The sequence below is a fragment of the Longimicrobiales bacterium genome (assembly GCA_029245345.1).
Lineage (GTDB): Bacteria > Gemmatimonadota > Gemmatimonadetes > Longimicrobiales > Gaopeijiaceae > CALFPJ01.
In genome coordinates, this window is the sequence record JAQWPM010000012.1 from 85,078 (window position 1) to 104,973 (window position 19,896).

Here is a 19,896-nt window from a genome sequence, read left to right on the forward strand (position 1 = left end):
GATCAGTCCTCTACCAGATGTTCGAGCATGTCTTTGGTCATCGCCGCCGCGTCGAACTCGGCGTTCCAGTCCCACTCGGCGCGTGCCGCAGAGTCATCGATTCGATCTGGCCACGAGTCGGCGATCCCCTGCCGAACCGGGTCCACGTCGTAGTCGATCGTGAAGTCGGGAATGTGTTTTCGGATCTCGGCGGCCAGCGTTTCCGGACTGAGTTGCATCCCGGTGACGTTGAACGCGTTTCGGTGAACGAGACGCCCCGGGTCCGCCTCCATGACCTGCATCGCCGCGCGAACGGCATCGGGCATGTACATCATGTCCAACTGTGAATTACCCCTGAGGAAGCACGTGTACTGGGAGTGCCGAACCGCCTTGTAGAAGATGTCGACGGCCCAGTCCGTGGTACCTCCTCCAGGAGGCGCACCATAGGAGATCAGCCCGGGGAAGCGCACGCCGCGGGTGTCCACCCCGTAACGTGTGTGGTAGTAGTCGCACAGAAGCTCCCCAGCCACCTTCGTGATCCCGTAGATCGTAGCCGGACGCATGAGCGTGTCCTGCGTCGTCGGATCTTTGGGTGTGTCTGGACCGAACGCACCGATCGAGCTCGGAGTGAAGACCGCACAATTCTGCTCCCGCGCGACTTCGAGCACGGCCTCGAGGCTGGCCATGTTCACGTGCCAAGCCAGCCGAGGATCCTTCTCGCCGATCGCGGACAAGATGGCCGCGAGGTGGTAGACGGTGTCGGCACGGTGGCGCATGACTGCCTGACCCACGGCCTTCGCGTCAGTAGCGTCCAACACCTGGAATGGCCCCGCGTCGGTCGCCTCACGATCCAGGTGCCTCACGTCCGTGGCGAGGACTTTGGAGTCTCCATAAGTCCGGCGTAGCGCCGGTACCAACCAAGAGCCGATCTGTCCGCCGGATCCGGTCACCAGAATGCGTTTCAAGAGTATGGACTCCCGAGGGTCTCGGATGGTCGTTTCCATCAGTAATCGTGCGGAAATGTAGTGTTCTCTAGCGGGTGGTGCGACCCTTGCTTTCGGGAAATATCCCCGCACGTGATTCAGGAAGAACCAAGGAATTCTCCAGCGACCCAGACATTAGATTTCAAGCGTGGGAAGGCACCGATGTGTTGGCGCTATTGCCTCTCCCAGAAGACGTGGTTGTATGTGATTACTTCAAAGAGGTGGTGGTACCATACCCACTCTTTTTCTGACGCTTCTGCTCGTCGCCGTCGTTACGGTCCGGCTCCAGGCACAAGTCTGCTGTGAAGAACCGCCACCTACGCTGAGCACCCCGTCCCCCGACCAAGTCGCGGACCTCGATCGCGAGTTCTACGACATGCGGGACGGCTGCTTGACCAACGTGTGCAAGCAGCGGAGCTACATCCCAGCTCCTGACGCCGAAGATCCCATGTGGGAGGTCGTCCTGATCGAGCCATACTACGACCCCGTCCTGGGCGGTCCGGCAGAGAACATGAAGGCTCACTATGAGCTGACAGAGATGATCCTGTACTCGGTGGCCGCGTGGCCGATTTCCGGCGCGGCATAGCTACTGGCTGAAGGCTTCTTCAATGTCATTCTCCCGAACGTCTCGATTCCCTGCGAGACCTGAAGCTCCTGGCCGTGAACTAGACGCGAGATCGTTCGACATCGGGAGACCCCCGCGGCGCCGGCTTGAGAAGGGGCGGCGGCGCGCCTAGTGTGATGCATGCTCCTTCGACTACTCGTCGCCGTCGCTTCGACGGTCTCGACAGCACTCCTGCCCCTGCCGGCGGTCAACGTCTCGTTCACGCCGGAACGTCCCGTCCAGGGGCATCTCTTCGTCGTGCGCGTGGAAGCTGAGGCCGGGCGCCCCATCGAATCCCTCTCTGGGACGGCCGGCGGGCAGGAACTCCACTTCGTTCCGGTGACCGGTGGATTCGAGAGCCTGGCACCCATGCCGATCGGGACCACTGAGGCGGCGAGCGTCTCGATTCGGGTGCGATACCAGAACGGCACCGAAGAGTCGTTGGAGCGGGCGGTTCCGGTCCAGGCCGGAGTGTACCAACACGAGCGACTCACCGTGGCTCCCAGACTGGGCGGGCCTCTCGCCGGCGCGGACGCCGCAAGGCTTCGAGGCGATCAGGCGAAGGCTGCTGATGTGGCCCGCCTCGCTCACGGGACTCCACGCCTGTGGACGCCGAACCCGGTGATGCCCCGAGATGACCGTGTGACTTCGGGTTTCGGGAACGGCCGTGTCTACAACGGGCAGGTCAACGGACGCCACATGGCGCTCGATCTCGATGGAGAACCCGGTGACACTGTGGTAGCTCCGACCCGGGGCATCGTGGCGCTCGTGGACGACTTCCTACTCGCCGGCAACATCGTCTACCTGGTGCATGGCGGCGGCCTACTCAGCGGATACTTCCACTTGAGTGAACAACTCGTCGCTGTGGGCGACACGGTTGAGGCCGGTACGCCAATCGGTCGGGTCGGGTCGACAGGGCGTGTCACCGGACCCCACCTCCATTGGGTGGTGCGCTATGGGACGACGAGTGTGGACCCGAGAAGCCTACCTGGGATTCGCTGAGGCATCAGAGGCGCACTCATGGGCTACGCCCATGTCACGCCGGACTCAATCGAGCCTCTTCAGTCCCCGGTCTCCACGTAGATCTCGCTGCCCTGCTCCTTGAATTCCGACGCCATCTGCTTCATGCCCTCCTCGATGGCCTCCACCGTTTCCATCCCCTGTTCCTTCGCAAACTGTCGGATGTCTTCAGTGATCTTCATCGAGCAGAATTTCGGACCGCACATCGAACAGAAGTGTGCAACCTTCGCTCCATCGGCGGGGAGTGTCTCGTCGTGGTACTCGAGCGCAGTGACCGGGTCGAGCGCGAGGTTGAACTGATCGCGCCAGCGGAACTCGAATCGAGCCTTGGACAGGGCATCATCCCAGTCCTGTGCGCCGGGGTGGCCCTTGGCCAAGTCTGCCGCATGCGCGGCAATCTTGTATGTGATCACCCCGCGCTTCACGTCGTCACGGTTCGGCAGGCCAAGGTGCTCTTTCGGCGTCACGTAGCAGAGGAGAGCCGTGCCGTACCAGCCGATCTGCGCAGCCCCGATGGCACTGGTGATGTGGTCGTATGCCGGCGCGATGTCTGTCGTGAGCGGCCCGAGTGTGTAGAACGGCGCTTCGTCACACCACTCGAGCTGCTTCTCCATGTTCTCCTTGATGAGATGCATGGGAACGTGCCCGGGGCCTTCGTTCATGACCTGAACTCCGTGCTCCCAGGCGATGCGGGTCAGGTCCCCTTGGACCTTCAACTCAGCAAACTGTGCCTCGTCATTCGCATCGTAGATCGACCCTGGGCGGAGTCCATCACCCAGAGAGAACGAGACGTCGTATTGAGCCATGATCTCACACAACTCAGGGAAGTGCGTATAGGTGAAGTTTTCCTTGTGGTGCGCCATGCACCATTTGGCCAGGATCGCTCCACCGCGTGACACGATGCCAGTCATGCGGTTCGCCGTCATCGGGATGAAGCGCAGCAGCACACCGGCATGCACGGTGAAGTAGTCGACCCCCTGCTCCGCCTGCTCAATGATCGTGTCGCGGAAGATCTCCCATGTGAGGTCTTCCGGAACGCCGTCCACCTTCTCGAGCGCCTGATAGATGGGGACGGTACCGATGGGCACCGGCGAGTTGCGCAGAATCCATTCACGCGTCTCGTGGATGTTCTTCCCCGTAGAGAGGTCCATGACCGTGTCGGCACCCCACAGCGTGGACCAACGAAGCTTCTCCACCTCTTCTTCGATCGATGACGAGACGGCCGAGTTCCCGATGTTGGCGTTGATCTTCACCTTGAAGTTCCGGCCGATGATCATCGGCTCGATCTCTGGGTGATTGATGTTCGCCGGGATGATCGCACGGCCGCGTGCGACCTCAGAGCGAATGAACTCGGGGTCCATCTTCTCACGGATGGCAACAAACTCCATTTCGGGAGTGATCTCACCGTTCCGGGCGTACGTGAGCTGGGTGACGGATGCGGACGCGCGCAGCGTGCGGCGCGCCAGCCCCTCCGGCATCTCGACCTCTTCGGCTGGGGCTCGCGTCCGGCCGGTTTCCCTCAACTCGCCTCGGGCCCGAATCCAGTCGTCGCGAAGCGGCGACAGACCCTGTCGCACGTCGAGGTCGCGCGGTCCGCTGGTGTCGTACACACGGAACGGCGGTTCCCCGCCCGACAGTTGGATCTCACGTACCGGGACTCTGACGCCACGAGTACCCTCGATGTAAACCTTTTTAGAGTTCGGGAAGGCGCCCGGATAATCCGTGCCGACGTCCTCGGTCGCCGGAGCCACTCGGGCACGGCCGCTTCCGTTCAAAGGAGCGTCGGTGATTGGCAGGTCGATACGGACTTTATCGTTGCTCATAGGTCACTCTTGCTTGGCGAATGAGCGCGGGGTGCGGCGAGCCCTTACGGACCTGTCGTGCCGCGCTCCCTACGCCGGGTTGAACCGGATCAGGTTCCAAGGGTCGTTCTCAACCACGGTGTCTTCCGTAGTGCCCCTGGCGGCTGATTCAAGCTATGAGGTCGGTACAGGCTTGGGGAGAGGTTCCGCTCGGGAGCACGACTCAATCCGTTTATTGGACCGCTGTTCGATATAGATTCGTGCTCCGCCAGACTTAACCTCGACGAGCAGAGCTCTGAGACACACGAATCCGACGCGCCTCTGCGCCCCGGTCATCATCACGTTGCTCGCGCTGGCCACGGTGCATCCTGCATCCGCTCAGACCCGCCCGGCACCCGTCGATGTCGAGATGGCACCTCGCCCTGAGGTCGACGCCACACGCACGACCGGCGCGATCGAATTGGACGGCATCCTCGACGAGGCCTCTTGGGCGAACGCCCCTGTGCTCTCCAGCTTCACCCAGTCACGACCCGATGCCGGCTACCCCGCATCGGAAAAAACCGAGGCCCGGATTCTCTACGACGATTCGTTCCTGTACATCGGTGTGGAACTGTGGGATCGCGAGCCGCATCGGATCGTGACACCGAGCCTTGAGCAGGATTTCCAGAGCGGCAATTCGGACATTTTCGGGATCACGTTCGACACGTTCCTGGATCGCAGAAACGCCTTCATGTTCCTGGTGAACGCCCATGGAGCCGTGAAGGAAGCTCAGGACTTCGACGACTCCCGACAGGAGAACGCGGCTTGGGAAGGGATCTTCGAAGTGCGGACCCGCATTCACGACGAAGGTTGGACCGTCGAGTGGCGGATCCCGTTCAGCACCGTGCGCTTCAATCCGAATCTGTCCGTCCAGGACTGGGGCATGCAGATGATGCGGCGGATTCGTAGGCACAACGAAGAGTCGTATTGGGCACCGCTGGATCAGCGCGACAGGATTCACAAGATGTCACGCGCAGGGACGTTGAAAGGCCTCCGAGGCATTCGATCCGGCAGGAATCTTCTGGTGAAGCCGTTCGCCTTGTCAGCGCGAGCGGAGGCAGGTGACGCGCCGGGCGCCTGGTCGAGTGATGCAGGACTGGACGTGAAGTACGGCCTAACTCCAGAACTCACCATGGACCTCACATACCGCACCGACTTCTCCCAGGTGGAAGTCGACCAGGAGCGGGTGAACCTCACGCGCTTCAGCCTCTTCTTCCCCGAGCGCCGCGACTTCTTCACGGAGAACTCCGGTGTGTTCTCGTTCGGTGACATCTCCGAACGGAACTACAGGTCGGGCTCGTCGTTGCGGAACTTCACGCTTTTCCACTCCCGAAGAATCGGATTGGATGGCAGCGGACAGGAGGTCCCCATCGTCGGTGGAGGCCGCGTGACCGGACGGATGGGTGGCTTCGAGGTGGGCGCGCTCAATATGCAGACCCGCAGCGTTGGCGGCCTACCGGAGGAGAACTTCGCGGTGCTGCGAACGAAGCGGACCGTGGAAGGTCTGGGAGACTTCGGAGGCATCTTGGTGAACCGGCAAGCCACCGACGGATCAGGGAGCTTCAACAGGAGCTACGGCTTCGAGGCGAATCTGAGACCGTCCCAGTACCTGCGTGTGAACTCCTACCTCGCTGCCACTTCGGACTCGGAAGAGACGGGTTCCGCTTGGGCCGGCCGAGTATGGGCCGGGTGGCGCGACACGTTCTGGAACGTATCAGCGTCGACGAAGCGGGTTGGAGATGCCTTTCTACCCAGAGTCGGATTCGTGAGGCGCCGTGGGGTTCGGCAGAACTTCGCGACGGTCGGGGCGCATCCGCGTCCCGGCATTTCCGGGATCAACGAGGTAAACCCGTACGTCGAAGTCGACCATATCACAGACCTGAACGGTGAACTGCTCACCCGGGAGCGCCGTGCAAACCTGAGCGTGAGTCTGAGGGATGGGAGCGGCTTCGGCTTCTCCGTCACCGATGCGTTCGAGCGCGTAGCGGAGCCATTCACAGTCGCTGGGGCGACAGTCGATCCGGGTGACTACGATTTCCGTGAGGCGTCGTTTAATGCGCGAACGAGCGCGGGGAAGCCGCTGTCTGTGACGGCCCGCGTGACGCACGGTGGTTTCTTCGACGGAGATCGCACGTCGTTTGGTGCCTCGGCGCGCTGGCGTGTGGACTATCACCTCGCGCTCGATGCGGCTGCGGAACGGAACAAGATCAGCCTGCCGGGAGGTGAGTACGAAGCCGATGTGTATTCCGCGCGTGCGACCTTCGCGGCCTCGACCACGTTCTTCACGAGTGCATACGTGCAATACAACGCGCTCAACGACATCGTCGTGACCAACCTCCGTATCAACTACGTGCATGCGCCGCTATCCGACCTCTTTCTTGTCTTCACCGAACGGCGGAACCGAACCGGAGCGACCCCGACGGACCGGTTGCTGTCTCTGAAAATTACGAAGGCGATCGCCTTCTAGGTCCTGTGCCCCCCCTTCGAGCGTAGGGTGGTGGCTCCCACGGCCACTCCCCCTTATTGTGTCCGCCGCTCAAAAAACCAACGAATCAACGCGTATAACGAGGCCGATCTGCATGTCTTTGAACGATCAAGAAGTCGCGCGCTCCATCCCGCTCCGTCCGCTCGCCGAAGTCGCCGAGGTCCTAGGCATCGGGGTGGACCAGCTCGAGATGTATGGAGACACGAAAGCCAAGATTAAAATCGACATGCTCGACACGCCGTCCGCTCGGGAGCCGGGTAAGTACATCGTCGTGACCGCGATCACCCCGACCCCGCTCGGCGAAGGGAAGACGGTACATACCGTCGGCATCTCCCAGGCGCTCAACAAGATCGGCAAGCGTACGTGCTGCGTGATCCGGCAGGCTTCGATGGGCCCGGTCTTCGGCATCAAGGGTGGCGCCGCTGGCGGCGGATACTCGCAGGTCGTCCCGCCCGAGGAGATCAACCTTCACCTGACGGGTGATTTCCACGCGGTGACGTCAGCACACAACCTTTGCTCCGCGTTCCTTGACGCCTCGTACTTCCACGGGAACGACCTGGACATCGACGTTGATCGGATCACGTGGCGGCGTGTCATGGACGTGAACGACCGCGCCCTGCGCGAGATCGAGGTCGCCCGCGGTGGCGAGAAGAACGGCACACCCCACGGCAGCGGATTCGACATCACATCGGCCAGCGAGATCATGGCCATTCTCGGGCTCGCTACAGATCTACAGGATCTACGCAAGCGACTGGGCTCGATCGTAGTCGCCTACAACACGTCGGGAGACCCCGTCACGGCCGAAGACCTCAAGGTCGCAGGAGCAATGGCTGCCGTTCTCAAGGACGCGCTCAAGCCAACTCTCATGCAGACGCTCGAAGGCACGCCCGCCATCGTGCACACAGGCCCGTTCGCCAACATCGCTCACGGGAACAGCTCGATCATCGCGGACCGCATCGCGCTCCGTAGCGCAGACATCGTGGTCACAGAGGCAGGCTTCGGCGCCGACATGGGCGCCGAGAAGTTCTTTGACATCAAGTGCCGTGCGTCAGGCCTCGATCCGGACGCCGCACTCATGGTCGCCACGATTCGCGCACTGAAAATGCACAGCGGGCGCTTCGAGATTAAGGCCGGCAAGCCGCTCCCCGAGGCACTCACCCAGGAAGACCTCGGTGCACTCTCCGAGGGCCTGTGCAACCTGGAAGGGCACATCGCAAACGTGAAGAGCTTCGGCATTCCGGTCGTCGTAGCGATCAACATCTTCCCGACCGACACCGAAGCCGAGATCGAGATGGTACGGAAGGCGGCTCTGGCCGCGGGCGCTTCGGCAGCCCATGTGTCGACCATGTTCATGGACGGCGGAGCGGGCGGAGAAGATCTCGCCCATGCGCTCGTCGCGGCATGTGAGGAAGAGAGCAACTTTGAGCTTCTCTACCCCGACGACATGAGCCTCAAGGAGAAGATCCATGAGCTCGCGACGAAGATCTACGGTGCGGATGGGGTCGAGTACGAGGACGAGGCCGAGCAGCTGCTCGCCCAATTCGAGAAGGACGGCTTCGGCCATTTGCCGATCTGTATGGCGAAGACGCAGTACTCGTTCTCGCACGATGCGGCGCTCAAGGGACGACCGACGGGATACACCTTCGTGGTGCGTAGCGCGCGAGTCGCGGTCGGCGCCGGCTTCGTCTACCCGCTCGCCGGAAAGATCCTGACCATGCCCGGGCTGGGTCGAACGCCCGGCGGCACACGTATCGACATCAACAAAGACGGCGAAGTCGTGGGGATGTTCTAGAGCGAAGTCCCACGGGTCAGCCGCCTACGAGTTCCTTCGCCACCATCATGTGGACGCCGACGTTTCCGTCCACGAGCTCAGTAATGCGCAGGTCTGCGGCCATAGAGACGACCGAGTAGGCCTCGCCGCTCGTGAGCCTTGTACGTTCCATGATGAACTCGACGGTCTCGCGGATCGCGATTTCGGTCGCGGCCTCGAGATCCGGATCGAAGCCCATCAGAATGTGGTGGGTGGAGGTCTCAGCGCGCGGCCAGTCCAGCGTCATGTCCTTGCGCACGAAGAACCGGAGACGCCCCTTGAGTGACGTCTCCAGGCCGGTCTGATTGACCTCACCATCACCCTGGGCCGCATGACCATCGCCGACTTGGAAGAGAGCACCTTCTACCCAGACGGGGAGGTAGAGTGTGGTGCCGGCGACCAACTCTTTGTTGTCCATGTTGCCGGCATGCCGGCCGGGCGGATTGCTGCTGACCCGCCCTGAGTCCGGCGGGGGTGCCACACCCATGCTACCGAAGAACGGATGGAGATCGATCGTGACACCTGGGGCAATTTCAGCCCGCTCGTTCTCAGTGTCGATGCGGATGAGCCTCGAGCGGCGCTCTTCGTCGCAGAGATCACGCACGAAGCCACTGCAGCCGTTGTAGCCGTATGGGATTGAGTAGCCGATGTCGAGGACGCGTACCTCCAACACGTCGCCCGGGCGGGCACCTTCGACGTGGATCGGTCCGGTCAGGATGTGCCCACCGGGTCCCCTGTCGGTCACCTGATCGTAGATCGCAGCCAACTCCGGCTGGACCTCGCCTGCGGGCAGACCCATCGACTGGAGGCGTGTCGGATTACTGGTGAGCATCGTCGTAACGTCGACGATGTCTCCAGATGCGATCCTCAGGACGCCCGGCTTGGCAGGGTCATAATGCCCGAAGGCGACCGTCTGGGGCCCGGCCTCTAGCCGATGCACAGTTTGTGCGGATGCCGACGAGAGGGACGCAAGAACGAGGAGCGCGGAGCCAAGCAAGCTCGGCAGTGTTCGTGGGAGAGGCATGATCGCGGGGGTTGAGGGTAGGTGCCGAACCTACTCGGCCGCCCCGGGTACCGCGAAAATCCCCGACAGACTTCGAATCGAGCACAGTCTATGGAAATCGGTCTCGCTACCTTCGCTGAAGTGTCTCTCGATCCCGAGACAGGCAGCCCCGTCGGCTCCGAGCAGCGCATGACAAATCTGCTCGAGGAGATGGAATTGGCAGATCAAGTGGGTCTCGACGTCTTCGGCATTGGGGAGCATCACCGACCCGATTTCCTCATCTCGTCACCAACCGTTGCTCTGGCTGCCGGTGCCGCACGCACAAAACGAATCCGTCTCAGCACTGCTGTGACCGTTTTGAGTTCGGATGACCCTGTACGCGTATTTCAGGACTTCGCGACTCTGGATCTCATCTCCGGTGGACGCGCTGAGATCATGGCCGGCAGAGGGTCCTTCACGGAGTCTTTCCCCCTTTTCGGGTACTCGCTGGACGATTACGACACGCTTTTTTCGGAAAAGCTGGAGCTGCTCCTCGCGATCCGTGACTCCGAAAAGACGACATGGTCTGGACGCCACCGCGCCGACCTGAACGACCAAGGCGTTTACCCCCGCCCTGTCCAAGCCCCCCTGCCCGTATGGATAGCCGTGGGCGGCACCCCACAGTCGGTTGTGCGAGCCGGCACGCTCGGTCTGCCGCTCGCAGTCGCCATCATTGGAGGCGAACCCGATCGGTTCGTTCCCCTGGTGAACCTCTACCGTGAGTCCGCGACGCGCGCTGGACACGACCCCGCCAAACTACCGGTGGGCATCAACAACCACGCCTTCATCGCTGATGACTCGCAGGACGCGGCAGACACGTTCTTTCCACCATACGCCGAAATGATGACGCGTATCGGGCGAGAGCGCGGCTGGCCGCCACACACTCGAGGCCAGTTCGACGCCATGGTTGGACCGCGTGGGTGCCTCATGGTCGGAAGCCCTCAGCAGGTCATCGACAAGATTCTCTTCGAGCACGAGCTGTTCGCACACGACCGGGCCGTGCTGCAGATGTCGTTCGGCTCAGTCCCACATGCTCAGGTCATGAAGTCGATCGAGCTGCTGGGAACGGTGGTGGCCCCAGCTATAAGAAAGGCGCTCGGGGCGTAGATCGCGGAGCCTAGACCGGTGTCAGTAGCTCGGCCACGCGGTCGAACAACGGACCAAGGCGAAGCACGTCCTCTGGGTTCCCAGGCCTGCGCGCCACCTGAGTACGCAACACGTGGAAGGCCCCGTGCCGTGAGAGCCCCTCCCGAACGAGCGCACTGGCCAAGTAGGTCCTCGCATGCCGGTCAGGAGCGAACGCCCAACTCAGGTACATCCACATCGCCCAGTTTTCTTGAGCATTGTCGATGGGGCTGCCATGCACGAGCGAATCAGCTTACGGACAGGAAATTCAACGGCCCAAATGAGGTGAGAAGCGAGCGGGGACAGCGTGAGGCATGGGACGCGGAGCATGGGGCTGCGGGGTTGAGTCAAGCCCGGAGCACTCAGCGGACCAGTAACCCATCCAGCTGTCGCCCCAGTTCCACTCGCGTTTCTGGATCCGTCTCATCGTAGATGTTTCGAAGCTCGTAGGGATCGGCCACCAAATCGTACAGCTCATCCATTCCCTCAAGGTCGGTATACCGGATGTACTTATACCGATCCGTTCGAATCGCCCGGTATCCCATGTCCTGGATGCGCTCAAAGACCTCGTCCGTGTAGTACTCGATCAGGAATGAGGATCGAGGTTGGAAGTCCCTACCGCCGAAGACCGACTTGATCGAAACGCCATCCATGTCGTCCGGTGGAGTGAGGCCAGCGAGGTCCAAGACAGTCGGGGCAACGTCAACATTGGCGGCCATTGTGGAAAGCTCCTGACCCCCTGAAATGAGCGGTGGATAGCGGACCAGCAATGGAATCCGGATGCTGGGCTCGTAGGCGAGCCGCCTTTCCTGGGCCAATCCGAACTCACCGTAGAAGAACCCTTGGTCGCTAGTTACGATGACCACGGTGTTATCCAACTGGCCCTGGTCTTCTAGAGCTCCGAGAATCTCCCCAAGTCCGCGGTCGACAGCGCTCAACATCCGAAGCCGTGCCAGCACGTCCGTGTCTGGTGTCCCACCAGCTGGACTTCGCGGATCGGTATAGTCGGTGACCCGCTCCAAGGCTGGCTTACCATCGAGGGGAGCTTGCCACGCCGGAGTCCTCGGAAGCGTCGCCCCCTTATAGAGCTCACCGTCCTCTGGAGCGGGTGGAAACGAGCGCTGTCGGCCCTCCAATATCTCCGGATGGACCGCCTTGTGCGCCAGGTAGAGTACGAACGGCTGGCTACGATGCGTGGACTCGATGAAGTCGGCGGAATATCTGGACAGGATGTCCGTCATATAACCGGACTCCCGGACATACTCCCCGTCGATGTTCATCTCGGGGTCGAAGTAGGTGCCCTGACCGACAAAACTGACCCAGCGATCGAATCCCGGTCGAGGCGTGTCATCTTCGTGGCCCATATGCCACTTGCCGATAAACGCTGACCGGTAGCCGGCGTCATGGAGAATGCGCGGAAAGGTCCGGATCGAATGACTCTGTTCGGCACGCTCGCGGTTGTCGACGATTCCGTTCCTGTGCGGATACTGCCCCGTGAGAAAAACCGCACGTGACGGAGAGCACAGAGGCGCTGCCGTAAAGAAATTGGTGAAGGACGCGCCCTCCTGGGCGACACGCGCGAAATTGGGAAGCTCAACGAACGGATTCTCGACGATGTCGTCCAGCCGGACATCATCGAGGAGGACGAAGACGATGTTGGGCGGCGGGTCAGACAGAGTATTCGGGTTCACGCACGCAGTGGCAGCCGGAGCCAGCAGGACAGCGCCTACGATGAGGCGCATTCTGACTCCCGGATATCGGCCTCTGGTACGGCGCCTCAACGAGTACGGGACCCGACTTTCAAAATGCATGGACACGCGCCTCTTTTCTGCTTGTACGATTGCTCCGAGCCCGACTGTAGCGCTACCGAATGGCCTTGGATAGTCACTCAAGCTCCGCTCCCCCTTCTGCGGCCGCCATCTGAACTGGTGACTGGGCGCAGTCAGGATCTGGTCACGAATCGATCCTACTGTCACCACGCTTTCCTCCGCCAAGGGACCTGAAGTGGCAGTGCGTGTTGGGGGCGGAGCGTGGGGCAGCCTGAGATGTTCGAGGATGGCGAAGACGACGGGTGGGTCCGTGAGGAAGGCGAGAATCTTCATCTGGCCACCACACGCGGGGCACAGAAGCGGTAGGACGTCGTAGATCCGAGCGAGCAGGGTGGCCCAACCGCACCTGATCCGTTGCTATTCAGAAAGACCCACTCCGAATGCCACACATGTCGGAGGTCTCCGTTGCAGTGGAGGCAATGTGTGGGGTCCTGCACTAGCATCGCCCCGGAGCCACCAATTAGGTCTGGCTGGGTACCGGCGGCATGAGTTACTGTCGGGTCGGACACGGATTCGCGCGGGTCCTCAACTGTGGCCGTGCAGCAGAATCGTGAGCCCCTAGAGCGCCTTCAAAGCCGACGGGTCTATGCAATCGTTTGAGTTTGTGGTGGTCATCGTATCGATCGTGGCGGGGCTTGGTATCGCCCAAGTCCTCGAGGTCGTCGCACGGATACTTCGACGGGAGCTAACTCCCGGGCTACTGCATTCCCTTTGGATGTTCCTCATCCTGCTAATGCTTCTTCAGTCACTGTGGTCAGCATGGGCGTATCAGGTGCGGGCAGATTGGTCTTTTTCAGATCTCGTGGTAATTCTTACACCGCGGCTCTTTGTCTTCATCAGCGCCGCAGTCCTGAATCCCGCGCCAGGGATAGCGATACCGCTTGATGAGTACTTCTTGGACATCCGACGGAGTATGTTCGCGGCCATGGCGGGCTTTTTCATTACGGCTAGCGTCGCATTCAACCTCCTGGGCCCCGGACCAGGCGTTCAAGATGCTGTCAGAATGGGCTGCCTTCTGCTGATTGGGGTGCTGTCCGTGTCTGAACGACGAAGTACTCAGATCGCTGGAGTCCTCGCAATGTTAGTCGTCCTTGGCAGCTTCACTTTCTCATTTTCGTTTTCACTTACGGAGATGCTAAGTGTGGGCTAGGGGTGAGGTGCACGCTTAGATCGCGCACGACCAGCAGATCGTAAGCCACTGAAATCTCAGCGTCCTTTGCCCCCCCGGAGTCCTTGTCTGGGTGGTCGCCGTCACGACTCGCCCCACGCCCACTCCTGAACCCATCAGAATTGTGATTCACCAATCGCCCTCGCCGCGGGCTCGCGCCCTACCATCGCGGCTCTACGCTCTTGCCTCCCTCGCGGCAGCAGCGGCTCTCCTCCTTCCAGGCAGCTCGGCTGAGGCCCAGGCCAGAGTGCCCCGAAGCACTGTGATCGACGGATCCCCAGCGCCGACGCATCCGGTTGCGATGACACGTGACGCGCGTGGCCGCCCGACAGTTCGCGCGATCCGCCTTGATGAGCCGCTGACACTAGACGGCGTGCTCGACGAGGACATGTACTCCGACTTCGAACCCTTTGGGGAGTTCGTGCAGGTGACACCCGTCTCGGGTAACCCGTCTTCACAGCGCACCGACGTCTGGATCGCCTTCGATGACGAGAACATCTACGTGACGTGCCGCTGCTGGGACGACGCCCCGCCTGACGAGTGGATCGTCAACGAGTTGAGACGTGACGCGGATGGGATCCGTAACAACGAGCACTTCGGGATCATGTTCGACACATTCTACGACCGTCGGAACGGATTCATGCTCTATACGAATCCACTCGGGGCTCGCAACGAATACTCGGTCGTCGACGAGGCGGGGGTGAACCGGGACTGGAATCCGATCTGGGACGTCGCTCCTGGCCGATTCGACGGCGGTTGGACGGTCGAGATCGCGATCCCATTCAAGTCACTGCGCTACCAGTCCGGCGCCGGGCAGATGTGGGGCCTGCAACTCCGCCGGTCGATCCGCCACCTGAATGAGTGGACGTACTTGAGCCCGGTGCCAGCCATCCTCGCCGGTCCCCAAGGACTCAATCGGGTTTCGGTCGCGGGAACGCTCGTGGGATTAGACTTGCCGCCCGCAGGTAGCAATGTGGAGCTCAAGACATACGGAATCGCGGGCTCCACCACGGATCGCGTAACTACGCCCAGCATCACGAATCGCACTGCCGAGGCCGGCCTAGACTTGAAGTACGGCTTAACCGCCAACCTCACCGCGGATCTCACTTTCAACACGGACTTCGCCCAAGTCGAGGCAGACGAGCAACAGGTCAATTTGACACGCTTCAGTCTCTTTTTTCCGGAGAAGCGTGAGTTCTTCTTGGAAGGGCGTGGCGTCTTTGAATTCGGCACCGGTGGTGGCGGCGGCTTTGGAGGCGGAGGTGGGGGAGGCGGATTCGGCCGCGGTGGCGGAGATGCACCGTCGCTCTTCTACAGCCGCCGGATCGGCTTCCAGGACGGAGCTGTCATCCCGATCCAAGCCGGAGGGCGGCTAACGGGCAAGGTCGGCCCTTGGAGCGTCGGCCTCATGAACATTCACACGGGCAACGACGAAGTAGCGGGCGTGGGTGCCACCGACTTCTCGATTGTGCGCTTCAAGCGTGACATCCTCCGGCGCAGCGCGATCGGGGCAATGTTCACCAACCGTTCGATCGGCGCATCGGGTACAGGCACCAACCAGGCCTACGGCATGGACGCCGCGTTCGCGTTTTTCACAAACCTTCAGCTTGGCGGATACTACGCGCGCACGGAGACCACATCGCTAGACGGCGACAACGAGAGCTATCAAGCTCGCTTCGACTATGGAGGTGACACCTATGGAGCGAACGCCGGTATCGTCAAGGTGGGTTCCGACTTCAACCCAGAGATTGGGTTCCTACGTAGAAGCGACTTCAGGAAGTCGTCAGGCTCAGTAAGGTTCAGCCCGCGGCCGGCGTCGATCGAGGCAATTCGGAAGCTCACCTGGCAGGCCACCGTCAATTTCTTCGAAGACGGAGCGGGCAGGATGGAATCCCGCAGCCAACAGGGACGCTTCAGCATCGAGTTCGAAAACAGTGACCAGGCCACACTGCAGGCTACCCAGAACTTCGAGCGTCTCGACGATCCGTTCGAGATCGACACCGATGTATTCATTCCGGAGGGACGTTACACGTACACGGGGTATCAAGCGTCCTACAATTTCGGCACACAGCGCCCGGTCTCAGGCAATGTCTCATACCAGTGGGGCGCCTTCTTCCGTGGTTCGATCCGGACAATCAGTATCAACCGCGCGAGAATCGTCGTGTCCGATCACCTGTCCCTAGAACCCGGCGTGAGTGTGAACCTCATTGATCTGCCGGACGGCGAGGCGAACCAGACTGTCTTCAGGGTACGTGCAGACTACGCATTCACTCCGCGGATGTTCGCCAGCACCCTCGTACAGTACAACGAGAGCCGTGCGACCTTCTCTAGCAACCTACGATTCCGTTGGGAGTTCCGACCCGGCAGCGACTTGTTCTTGGTGTGGACGGACGAGCGCGACACCCCACTCCGCAGCACCGGGCTGCGCAACCGTGCGTTCGCGCTGAAGGTCACGAGGCTGCTCCGCTTCTAATAGGAAGTGCGAATCCTCTGAGTCCCGTAAGTCGCGCTGGGTGATTCGCCTTACGGATAGACGGATAGGAAATTCAACGGCCCAAATGAGGAAGGGGCGCAGCCGCTTGGGCAAACTCAGCACCCACTGCCCTACGGGAAGCTGAGGGAGCACGTGATCAGTGATGTGAGCGGCGACCTCGGTCATGCGCCTCGCGATCGCGGGGGCGGTCATCGGGTTGATCGTGGCGGCCGGAGCAGCCAGGCTGGTCCAGGGCCTCCTGTACGGAGTGCGGGCGACGGATCCGGTTGCCTTCATCGGCGTCCCGATGCTGCTCATGTCAGTGGCGGCACTAGCCGTGTACGTGCCCGCACGAAAGGCGGCGAGGGTGAACCCGGTTGACGCCCTGCGCTCTGACTGACACTAGCGATTCGGCAGGTTCAGAACCGGATTCCGCTCGAAAAACGCAGCCGGCTTAAGATCGAATCCGTGGAGTTCCATCGGCAGGATCGGCCAGTCCTCGGGGCGGGCAATGTGGTGGAAGCCGATGGTGTACCACAGCACGATGTCCGTGTTTTCGATCCCTCGGTTGGCCTGCGTCCATGCGGGCAGTCCCTGGTCGACCGCAGCATTGGTCGGATAGGCACCGGAAGCGAACATCTCGTCCGCCCGCATGGGGGTCGTCCAAAGGGTGTGCTCAGTGAAGCCCGCATTGCGGCGCATATAGTCGCTCTCTAGGAGCATCGTACGGACGCCATGGCCCTCGAGCAGGTAGCCGCTCGGGTAGCCCTGAGGTCCGATGCGGGACGGACTCACGACGCGCCAGTGCTCTGGAGCTGTGAGCGTCGAAGTCCGCTTCCCTTCGGCCTCTCGCAGCGGCGTGTCGGTCTGAACCCGCCACACACTCCGGCGCGGATTGGCTGCCGGCAGTTCCTCTGTGACGATCCGATCCACGGCGAGGCTGTTAGTCGGGCCGTCCACGTCGAAGTCCAGCCTGAAGTTGAAGAAATGACTGTGGTTCATAGCCACGGTGTAAGGGGCCACAAAACTCCCATACCGATCGTCCGGCTCGCCCTGGTCGGTCGCCGCCGACTCGGCCTCGACCGTCATGACCTGGTCGATACCTGTGGCGCCCAAGTTCACCCGGATGCCGCCGTCCTGCTTGAAGATCCAGTCGAAGAGGTAGTCGTAGTTTCCAGCCTGCATGATCATACGAACCACAAGGTCCGTGCGACTCCGGCTTTCGATGTAGTCATCCGTCCCATGTCGCCATGCCGGCTCCGCACCCGGTCGCTCGAAAACGCACGCCACCCTCGCCTTCCGTTGGGGTGAACCATCCGGCTTCACGACCCATGAGTCGATGTAATGCGCCCGCGCGGGACAATCCCGGCCTACCTCCATCGAGCCCGCGATCCCTTCGAAAGTGGAGGCGAACGAGCCCAGGTCGTAGTATGCCTGGTGCGACCAGGGCGCCGTGGGCCCCTGGTAGGGCACAAACAGTTCGGAGAGCGATGCCTCATAGAGGACCGAACGGAATTCGCCGTCCATTTCGTGTCCCACCTGTGACAGAACTAGGCCAACACGCGGATCCATCCGGAGGTGGAAGCGCCACGACTCCCAACTGAACTGGCTGCCGTCCACCTCGAACCCGGCCCCCTGTGGCTGGCTGACGATGATCGGCGGCAGCGGTTCACGCGTCGGCCCCACCGCCTCGGGATGATGCTCGGCCACCGGCCCGCGACCCGGAATGGCTCCGGAGTCGATGACCTCCAGCACTTCTTTCGTCTCGTAGTCAAAGACGAAGGCGAGTCCAGGGATCTGCTCCCCCAGACCGTTCACGGACCCGGTCTTATCGGAGCATGAGCCACGTCCGATCCGCCGGCCCAACTGGTCTTCCTCGCCCAGGTACGCGGTCGACCCGACTCCGCAAGAGATCATGGTGAAGTCGGTGTATCCACGAGCCTCGAGGGCAGCGTGGACCTCGGGATGCTCTGTGACGTCGTCCGTCGAAGACCAGTCGTCGGGTCCGAGCATGTAGGAGCTTTCCGAAGCGACCTCCCAAGAGATCAACTCCTCGCCGACCAGGTCCACCACCGCTTCGTATCCCGTCCCGTCCTCCACGATGTGAACGAAAGCATCGCGCCGAAACGACTGACCTGGCTGCCACGCGAGGACCTCTGCTTTGGGCGGCGGCCGAAGGTTCGCGAAGAGGAACCGGGCCTCCTCTCCGATCTCTCCCGACTCCCGGATGACCTGGTACAGTGTCCAGTGCTCCGCGGCAGAGAGATGGTCGAGCGGGTGTGTGGGTGCCTGGGCAGATATCGTCGAGGCTCCCACGAACAAGAGGACCGCCGAAAAGAGGGGGGAGGCCAATAGACGCATGGGGGCACCAGTGGGAGGAAACCGCGTCGGTCACAATGCTCCCTTACGCCCCCTCAAGCAACCAACCCACGTTCATTCATCGCTTCAGCGGCCAGCGTCAGCAGGAACATCTGGTAAAGCAAGCCTCGGGCCGGATACGACGTGCGTTCTGCCCAAGAGCTCATGGGTCACACAGATATCCGCACGACGATGATGTACGTGCAAGCCGACGTGACGCCTACTACCAGAAAGTAAGTGCCGCAGAAGCCTGGAGACCGGAGTTTCCCCAATTCCCGACCTGCGTCAGCGAAAATGAGGTTATGAGTACGTCGTCTGTCACGTTCGAAGTCGTCTGCCCCAGGAGTGTGACCGCACCACCCATTGAGAAGTTGACGACGGCATCTAGACCCGACGCGGTAGTAACCACCTGTGGATCGACCGTGACAGGGGAGGTCAGAAAGACATTCAGCGGGTAAAACACCAGCAGCGGGCGAATCGGGTCGGTGAAATCCCGGATGGCCTCGATGACGGCAGGGTTGTTCGGACGCGTCGAGGTGAACGTCTGAGTATCCATGTCATACCACTGAAAAGTTCCATTAGCGTCCGCGAGCAGTTTGTCACCGCGTTTCATGCCCAAGCTGCCTAACTCTACCATGGAGACCCGCACCACTTGTGGATTTCCGGCAAGAGTCAGGTAAAAATCCGCATAGCCGAATATGGCTACAGCGTGCTCGGAGGTTCCACCCACAAACCCCGGTTTCACCGTGATCTGTGTGTTGACTGCCAGTTGGTTAGCTAAATCGAACGGATACAGTGGCGCCGACGACCACGCCGTATCGGGGCGTATGTCTCCGAATACAGAAATGCCTTCGTCTGCCTGGCCAGCGGTTGCGAACAGGAAGGTAAGGATTTCACCCGACACGTTGTCCGGAGTGAGTTGAACGTCTGTGCTGCTGCGGCTCATGGCCGGCACCTGTGCCGCCGAGCCAGCTCCGCTAAGCGACGTACTCGTGAGCACGGTGCTGACTGCCAGCTGTTGGCCCTGTTGGTCGTCGACCGCCACGATTCCACAGCCAAAGAAGACCAGGGAACAGACAGAACCAACGAGTCCCATAATACTCGAGCATCGCATAATGACCTGACCATCAATAGGAGTACGTCATCTATGACATAAGCGGCGGCGGCAGCATTCCATTC

The 19,896-nt window shown here is 61.3% G+C and carries 15 protein-coding genes and 1 riboswitch; of the genes, 8 read left to right on the forward strand and 7 right to left on the reverse strand.

Translation table 11 applies throughout. From position 1 onward, the window contains the following. Nucleotides 1-2: 2 nt before the first annotated feature. On the reverse strand, nt 3-983 hold the full coding sequence (locus P8L30_03385) for an NAD-dependent epimerase/dehydratase family protein (protein ID MDG2239219.1): 981 nt from the start codon (nt 981-983) through the stop codon (nt 3-5). Nucleotides 984-1,338: 355 nt separating this feature from the next. Here P8L30_03385 and P8L30_03390 point away from each other — a divergent pair, with 355 nt between their 5' ends. Both P8L30_03390 and P8L30_03395 read left to right on the forward strand, forming a co-directional pair. Continuing rightward, entirely contained in the window at nt 1,339-1,548 is a 210-nt protein-coding gene (locus tag P8L30_03390) for a hypothetical protein (protein MDG2239220.1), read from the forward strand. A gap of 159 nt (nt 1,549-1,707) precedes the next feature. Beyond that, nucleotides 1,708-2,568 (forward strand): M23 family metallopeptidase, encoded by an 861-nt coding sequence (locus P8L30_03395; protein ID MDG2239221.1) that lies wholly within the window; start codon nt 1,708-1,710, stop codon nt 2,566-2,568. A 59-nt stretch (nt 2,569-2,627) separates the two neighbouring features. Here the strand turns inward: P8L30_03395 and thiC are convergent, their stop codons facing one another. Next, on the reverse strand, nt 2,628-4,409 hold the full coding sequence (gene thiC / locus P8L30_03400; protein ID MDG2239222.1) for a phosphomethylpyrimidine synthase ThiC: 1,782 nt from the start codon (nt 4,407-4,409) through the stop codon (nt 2,628-2,630). A 48-nt stretch (nt 4,410-4,457) separates the two neighbouring features. Further along, nucleotides 4,458-4,557: riboswitch (TPP riboswitch) on the reverse strand. A 192-nt stretch (nt 4,558-4,749) separates the two neighbouring features. On the opposite strand from thiC, the gene P8L30_03405 reads away from it, so the two are divergent. Both P8L30_03405 and P8L30_03410 read left to right on the forward strand, forming a co-directional pair. Further along, nucleotides 4,750-6,894 carry a DUF5916 domain-containing protein gene (locus P8L30_03405; GenBank protein MDG2239223.1) on the forward strand — a complete coding sequence of 715 codons (2,145 nt, stop codon included), beginning with the start codon at nt 4,750-4,752 and terminating at the stop codon, nt 6,892-6,894. A 112-nt stretch (nt 6,895-7,006) separates the two neighbouring features. After that, nucleotides 7,007-8,704, forward strand: a complete 1,698-nt coding sequence (locus P8L30_03410) for a formate--tetrahydrofolate ligase (GenBank protein ID MDG2239224.1) — start codon at nt 7,007-7,009, stop codon at nt 8,702-8,704. Nucleotides 8,705-8,720: 16 nt separating this feature from the next. Here P8L30_03410 and P8L30_03415 read toward each other — a convergent pair whose 3' ends face one another. Further along, nucleotides 8,721-9,746 carry an acetamidase/formamidase family protein gene (locus tag P8L30_03415; protein MDG2239225.1) on the reverse strand — a complete coding sequence of 342 codons (1,026 nt, stop codon included), beginning with the start codon at nt 9,744-9,746 and terminating at the stop codon, nt 8,721-8,723. Nucleotides 9,747-9,836: 90 nt separating this feature from the next. Between P8L30_03415 and P8L30_03420 the strand changes: the two genes are divergently transcribed. Continuing rightward, a complete protein-coding gene (locus P8L30_03420; GenBank protein MDG2239226.1) occupies nt 9,837-10,871 on the forward strand; it encodes an LLM class flavin-dependent oxidoreductase in 1,035 nt (344 codons plus the stop codon). Between the two features lie 10 nt (nt 10,872-10,881). Here the strand turns inward: P8L30_03420 and P8L30_03425 are convergent, their stop codons facing one another. After that, entirely contained in the window at nt 10,882-11,130 is a 249-nt protein-coding gene (locus P8L30_03425; protein ID MDG2239227.1) for a hypothetical protein, read from the reverse strand. 121 nt (nt 11,131-11,251) lie between these two features. Further along, the gene (locus P8L30_03430; GenBank protein ID MDG2239228.1) at nt 11,252-12,631 is read right to left on the reverse strand and encodes a sulfatase-like hydrolase/transferase; all 1,380 of its coding nucleotides are present in this window, start codon (nt 12,629-12,631) and stop codon (nt 11,252-11,254) included. A gap of 673 nt (nt 12,632-13,304) precedes the next feature. On the opposite strand from P8L30_03430, the gene P8L30_03435 reads away from it, so the two are divergent. From P8L30_03435 to P8L30_03445, 3 genes are all read left to right on the forward strand, one after another. Next, nucleotides 13,305-13,868, forward strand: a complete 564-nt coding sequence (locus P8L30_03435; protein MDG2239229.1) for a hypothetical protein — start codon at nt 13,305-13,307, stop codon at nt 13,866-13,868. A 280-nt stretch (nt 13,869-14,148) separates the two neighbouring features. After that, on the forward strand, nt 14,149-16,359 hold the full coding sequence (locus tag P8L30_03440) for a DUF5916 domain-containing protein (protein MDG2239230.1): 2,211 nt from the start codon (nt 14,149-14,151) through the stop codon (nt 16,357-16,359). Nucleotides 16,360-16,543: 184 nt separating this feature from the next. Further along, entirely contained in the window at nt 16,544-16,759 is a 216-nt protein-coding gene (locus P8L30_03445) for a hypothetical protein (GenBank protein MDG2239231.1), read from the forward strand. Nucleotides 16,760-16,761: 2 nt separating this feature from the next. On the opposite strand, the gene P8L30_03450 is transcribed toward P8L30_03445, so the two are convergent. Beyond that, a complete protein-coding gene (locus tag P8L30_03450; protein ID MDG2239232.1) occupies nt 16,762-18,720 on the reverse strand; it encodes a hypothetical protein in 1,959 nt (652 codons plus the stop codon). Nucleotides 18,721-18,940: 220 nt separating this feature from the next. Next, complete coding sequence (locus P8L30_03455) at nt 18,941-19,813, reverse strand: hypothetical protein (protein MDG2239233.1); 873 nt, start codon at nt 19,811-19,813, stop codon at nt 18,941-18,943. Nucleotides 19,814-19,896 lie beyond the last annotated feature (83 nt).

Coding starts and splice junctions, on each gene's coding strand:
- P8L30_03385 (MDG2239219.1), bottom strand. CDS start 983: ATGGAAACGACCATCCGAGACCCTCGGGAGTCCATACTCTTGAAACGC.
- P8L30_03390 (MDG2239220.1), top strand. CDS start 1,339: ATGCGGGACGGCTGCTTGACCAACGTGTGCAAGCAGCGGAGCTACATC.
- P8L30_03395 (MDG2239221.1), top strand. CDS start 1,708: ATGCTCCTTCGACTACTCGTCGCCGTCGCTTCGACGGTCTCGACAGCA.
- thiC (MDG2239222.1), bottom strand. CDS start 4,409: ATGAGCAACGATAAAGTCCGTATCGACCTGCCAATCACCGACGCTCCT.
- P8L30_03410 (MDG2239224.1), top strand. CDS start 7,007: ATGTCTTTGAACGATCAAGAAGTCGCGCGCTCCATCCCGCTCCGTCCG.
- P8L30_03415 (MDG2239225.1), bottom strand. CDS start 9,746: ATGCCTCTCCCACGAACACTGCCGAGCTTGCTTGGCTCCGCGCTCCTC.
- P8L30_03420 (MDG2239226.1), top strand. CDS start 9,837: ATGGAAATCGGTCTCGCTACCTTCGCTGAAGTGTCTCTCGATCCCGAG.
- P8L30_03430 (MDG2239228.1), bottom strand. CDS start 12,631: ATGCGCCTCATCGTAGGCGCTGTCCTGCTGGCTCCGGCTGCCACTGCG.
- P8L30_03435 (MDG2239229.1), top strand. CDS start 13,305: ATGCAATCGTTTGAGTTTGTGGTGGTCATCGTATCGATCGTGGCGGGG.
- P8L30_03445 (MDG2239231.1), top strand. CDS start 16,544: ATGCGCCTCGCGATCGCGGGGGCGGTCATCGGGTTGATCGTGGCGGCC.
- P8L30_03450 (MDG2239232.1), bottom strand. CDS start 18,720: ATGCGTCTATTGGCCTCCCCCCTCTTTTCGGCGGTCCTCTTGTTCGTG.
- P8L30_03455 (MDG2239233.1), bottom strand. CDS start 19,813: ATGGGACTCGTTGGTTCTGTCTGTTCCCTGGTCTTCTTTGGCTGTGGA.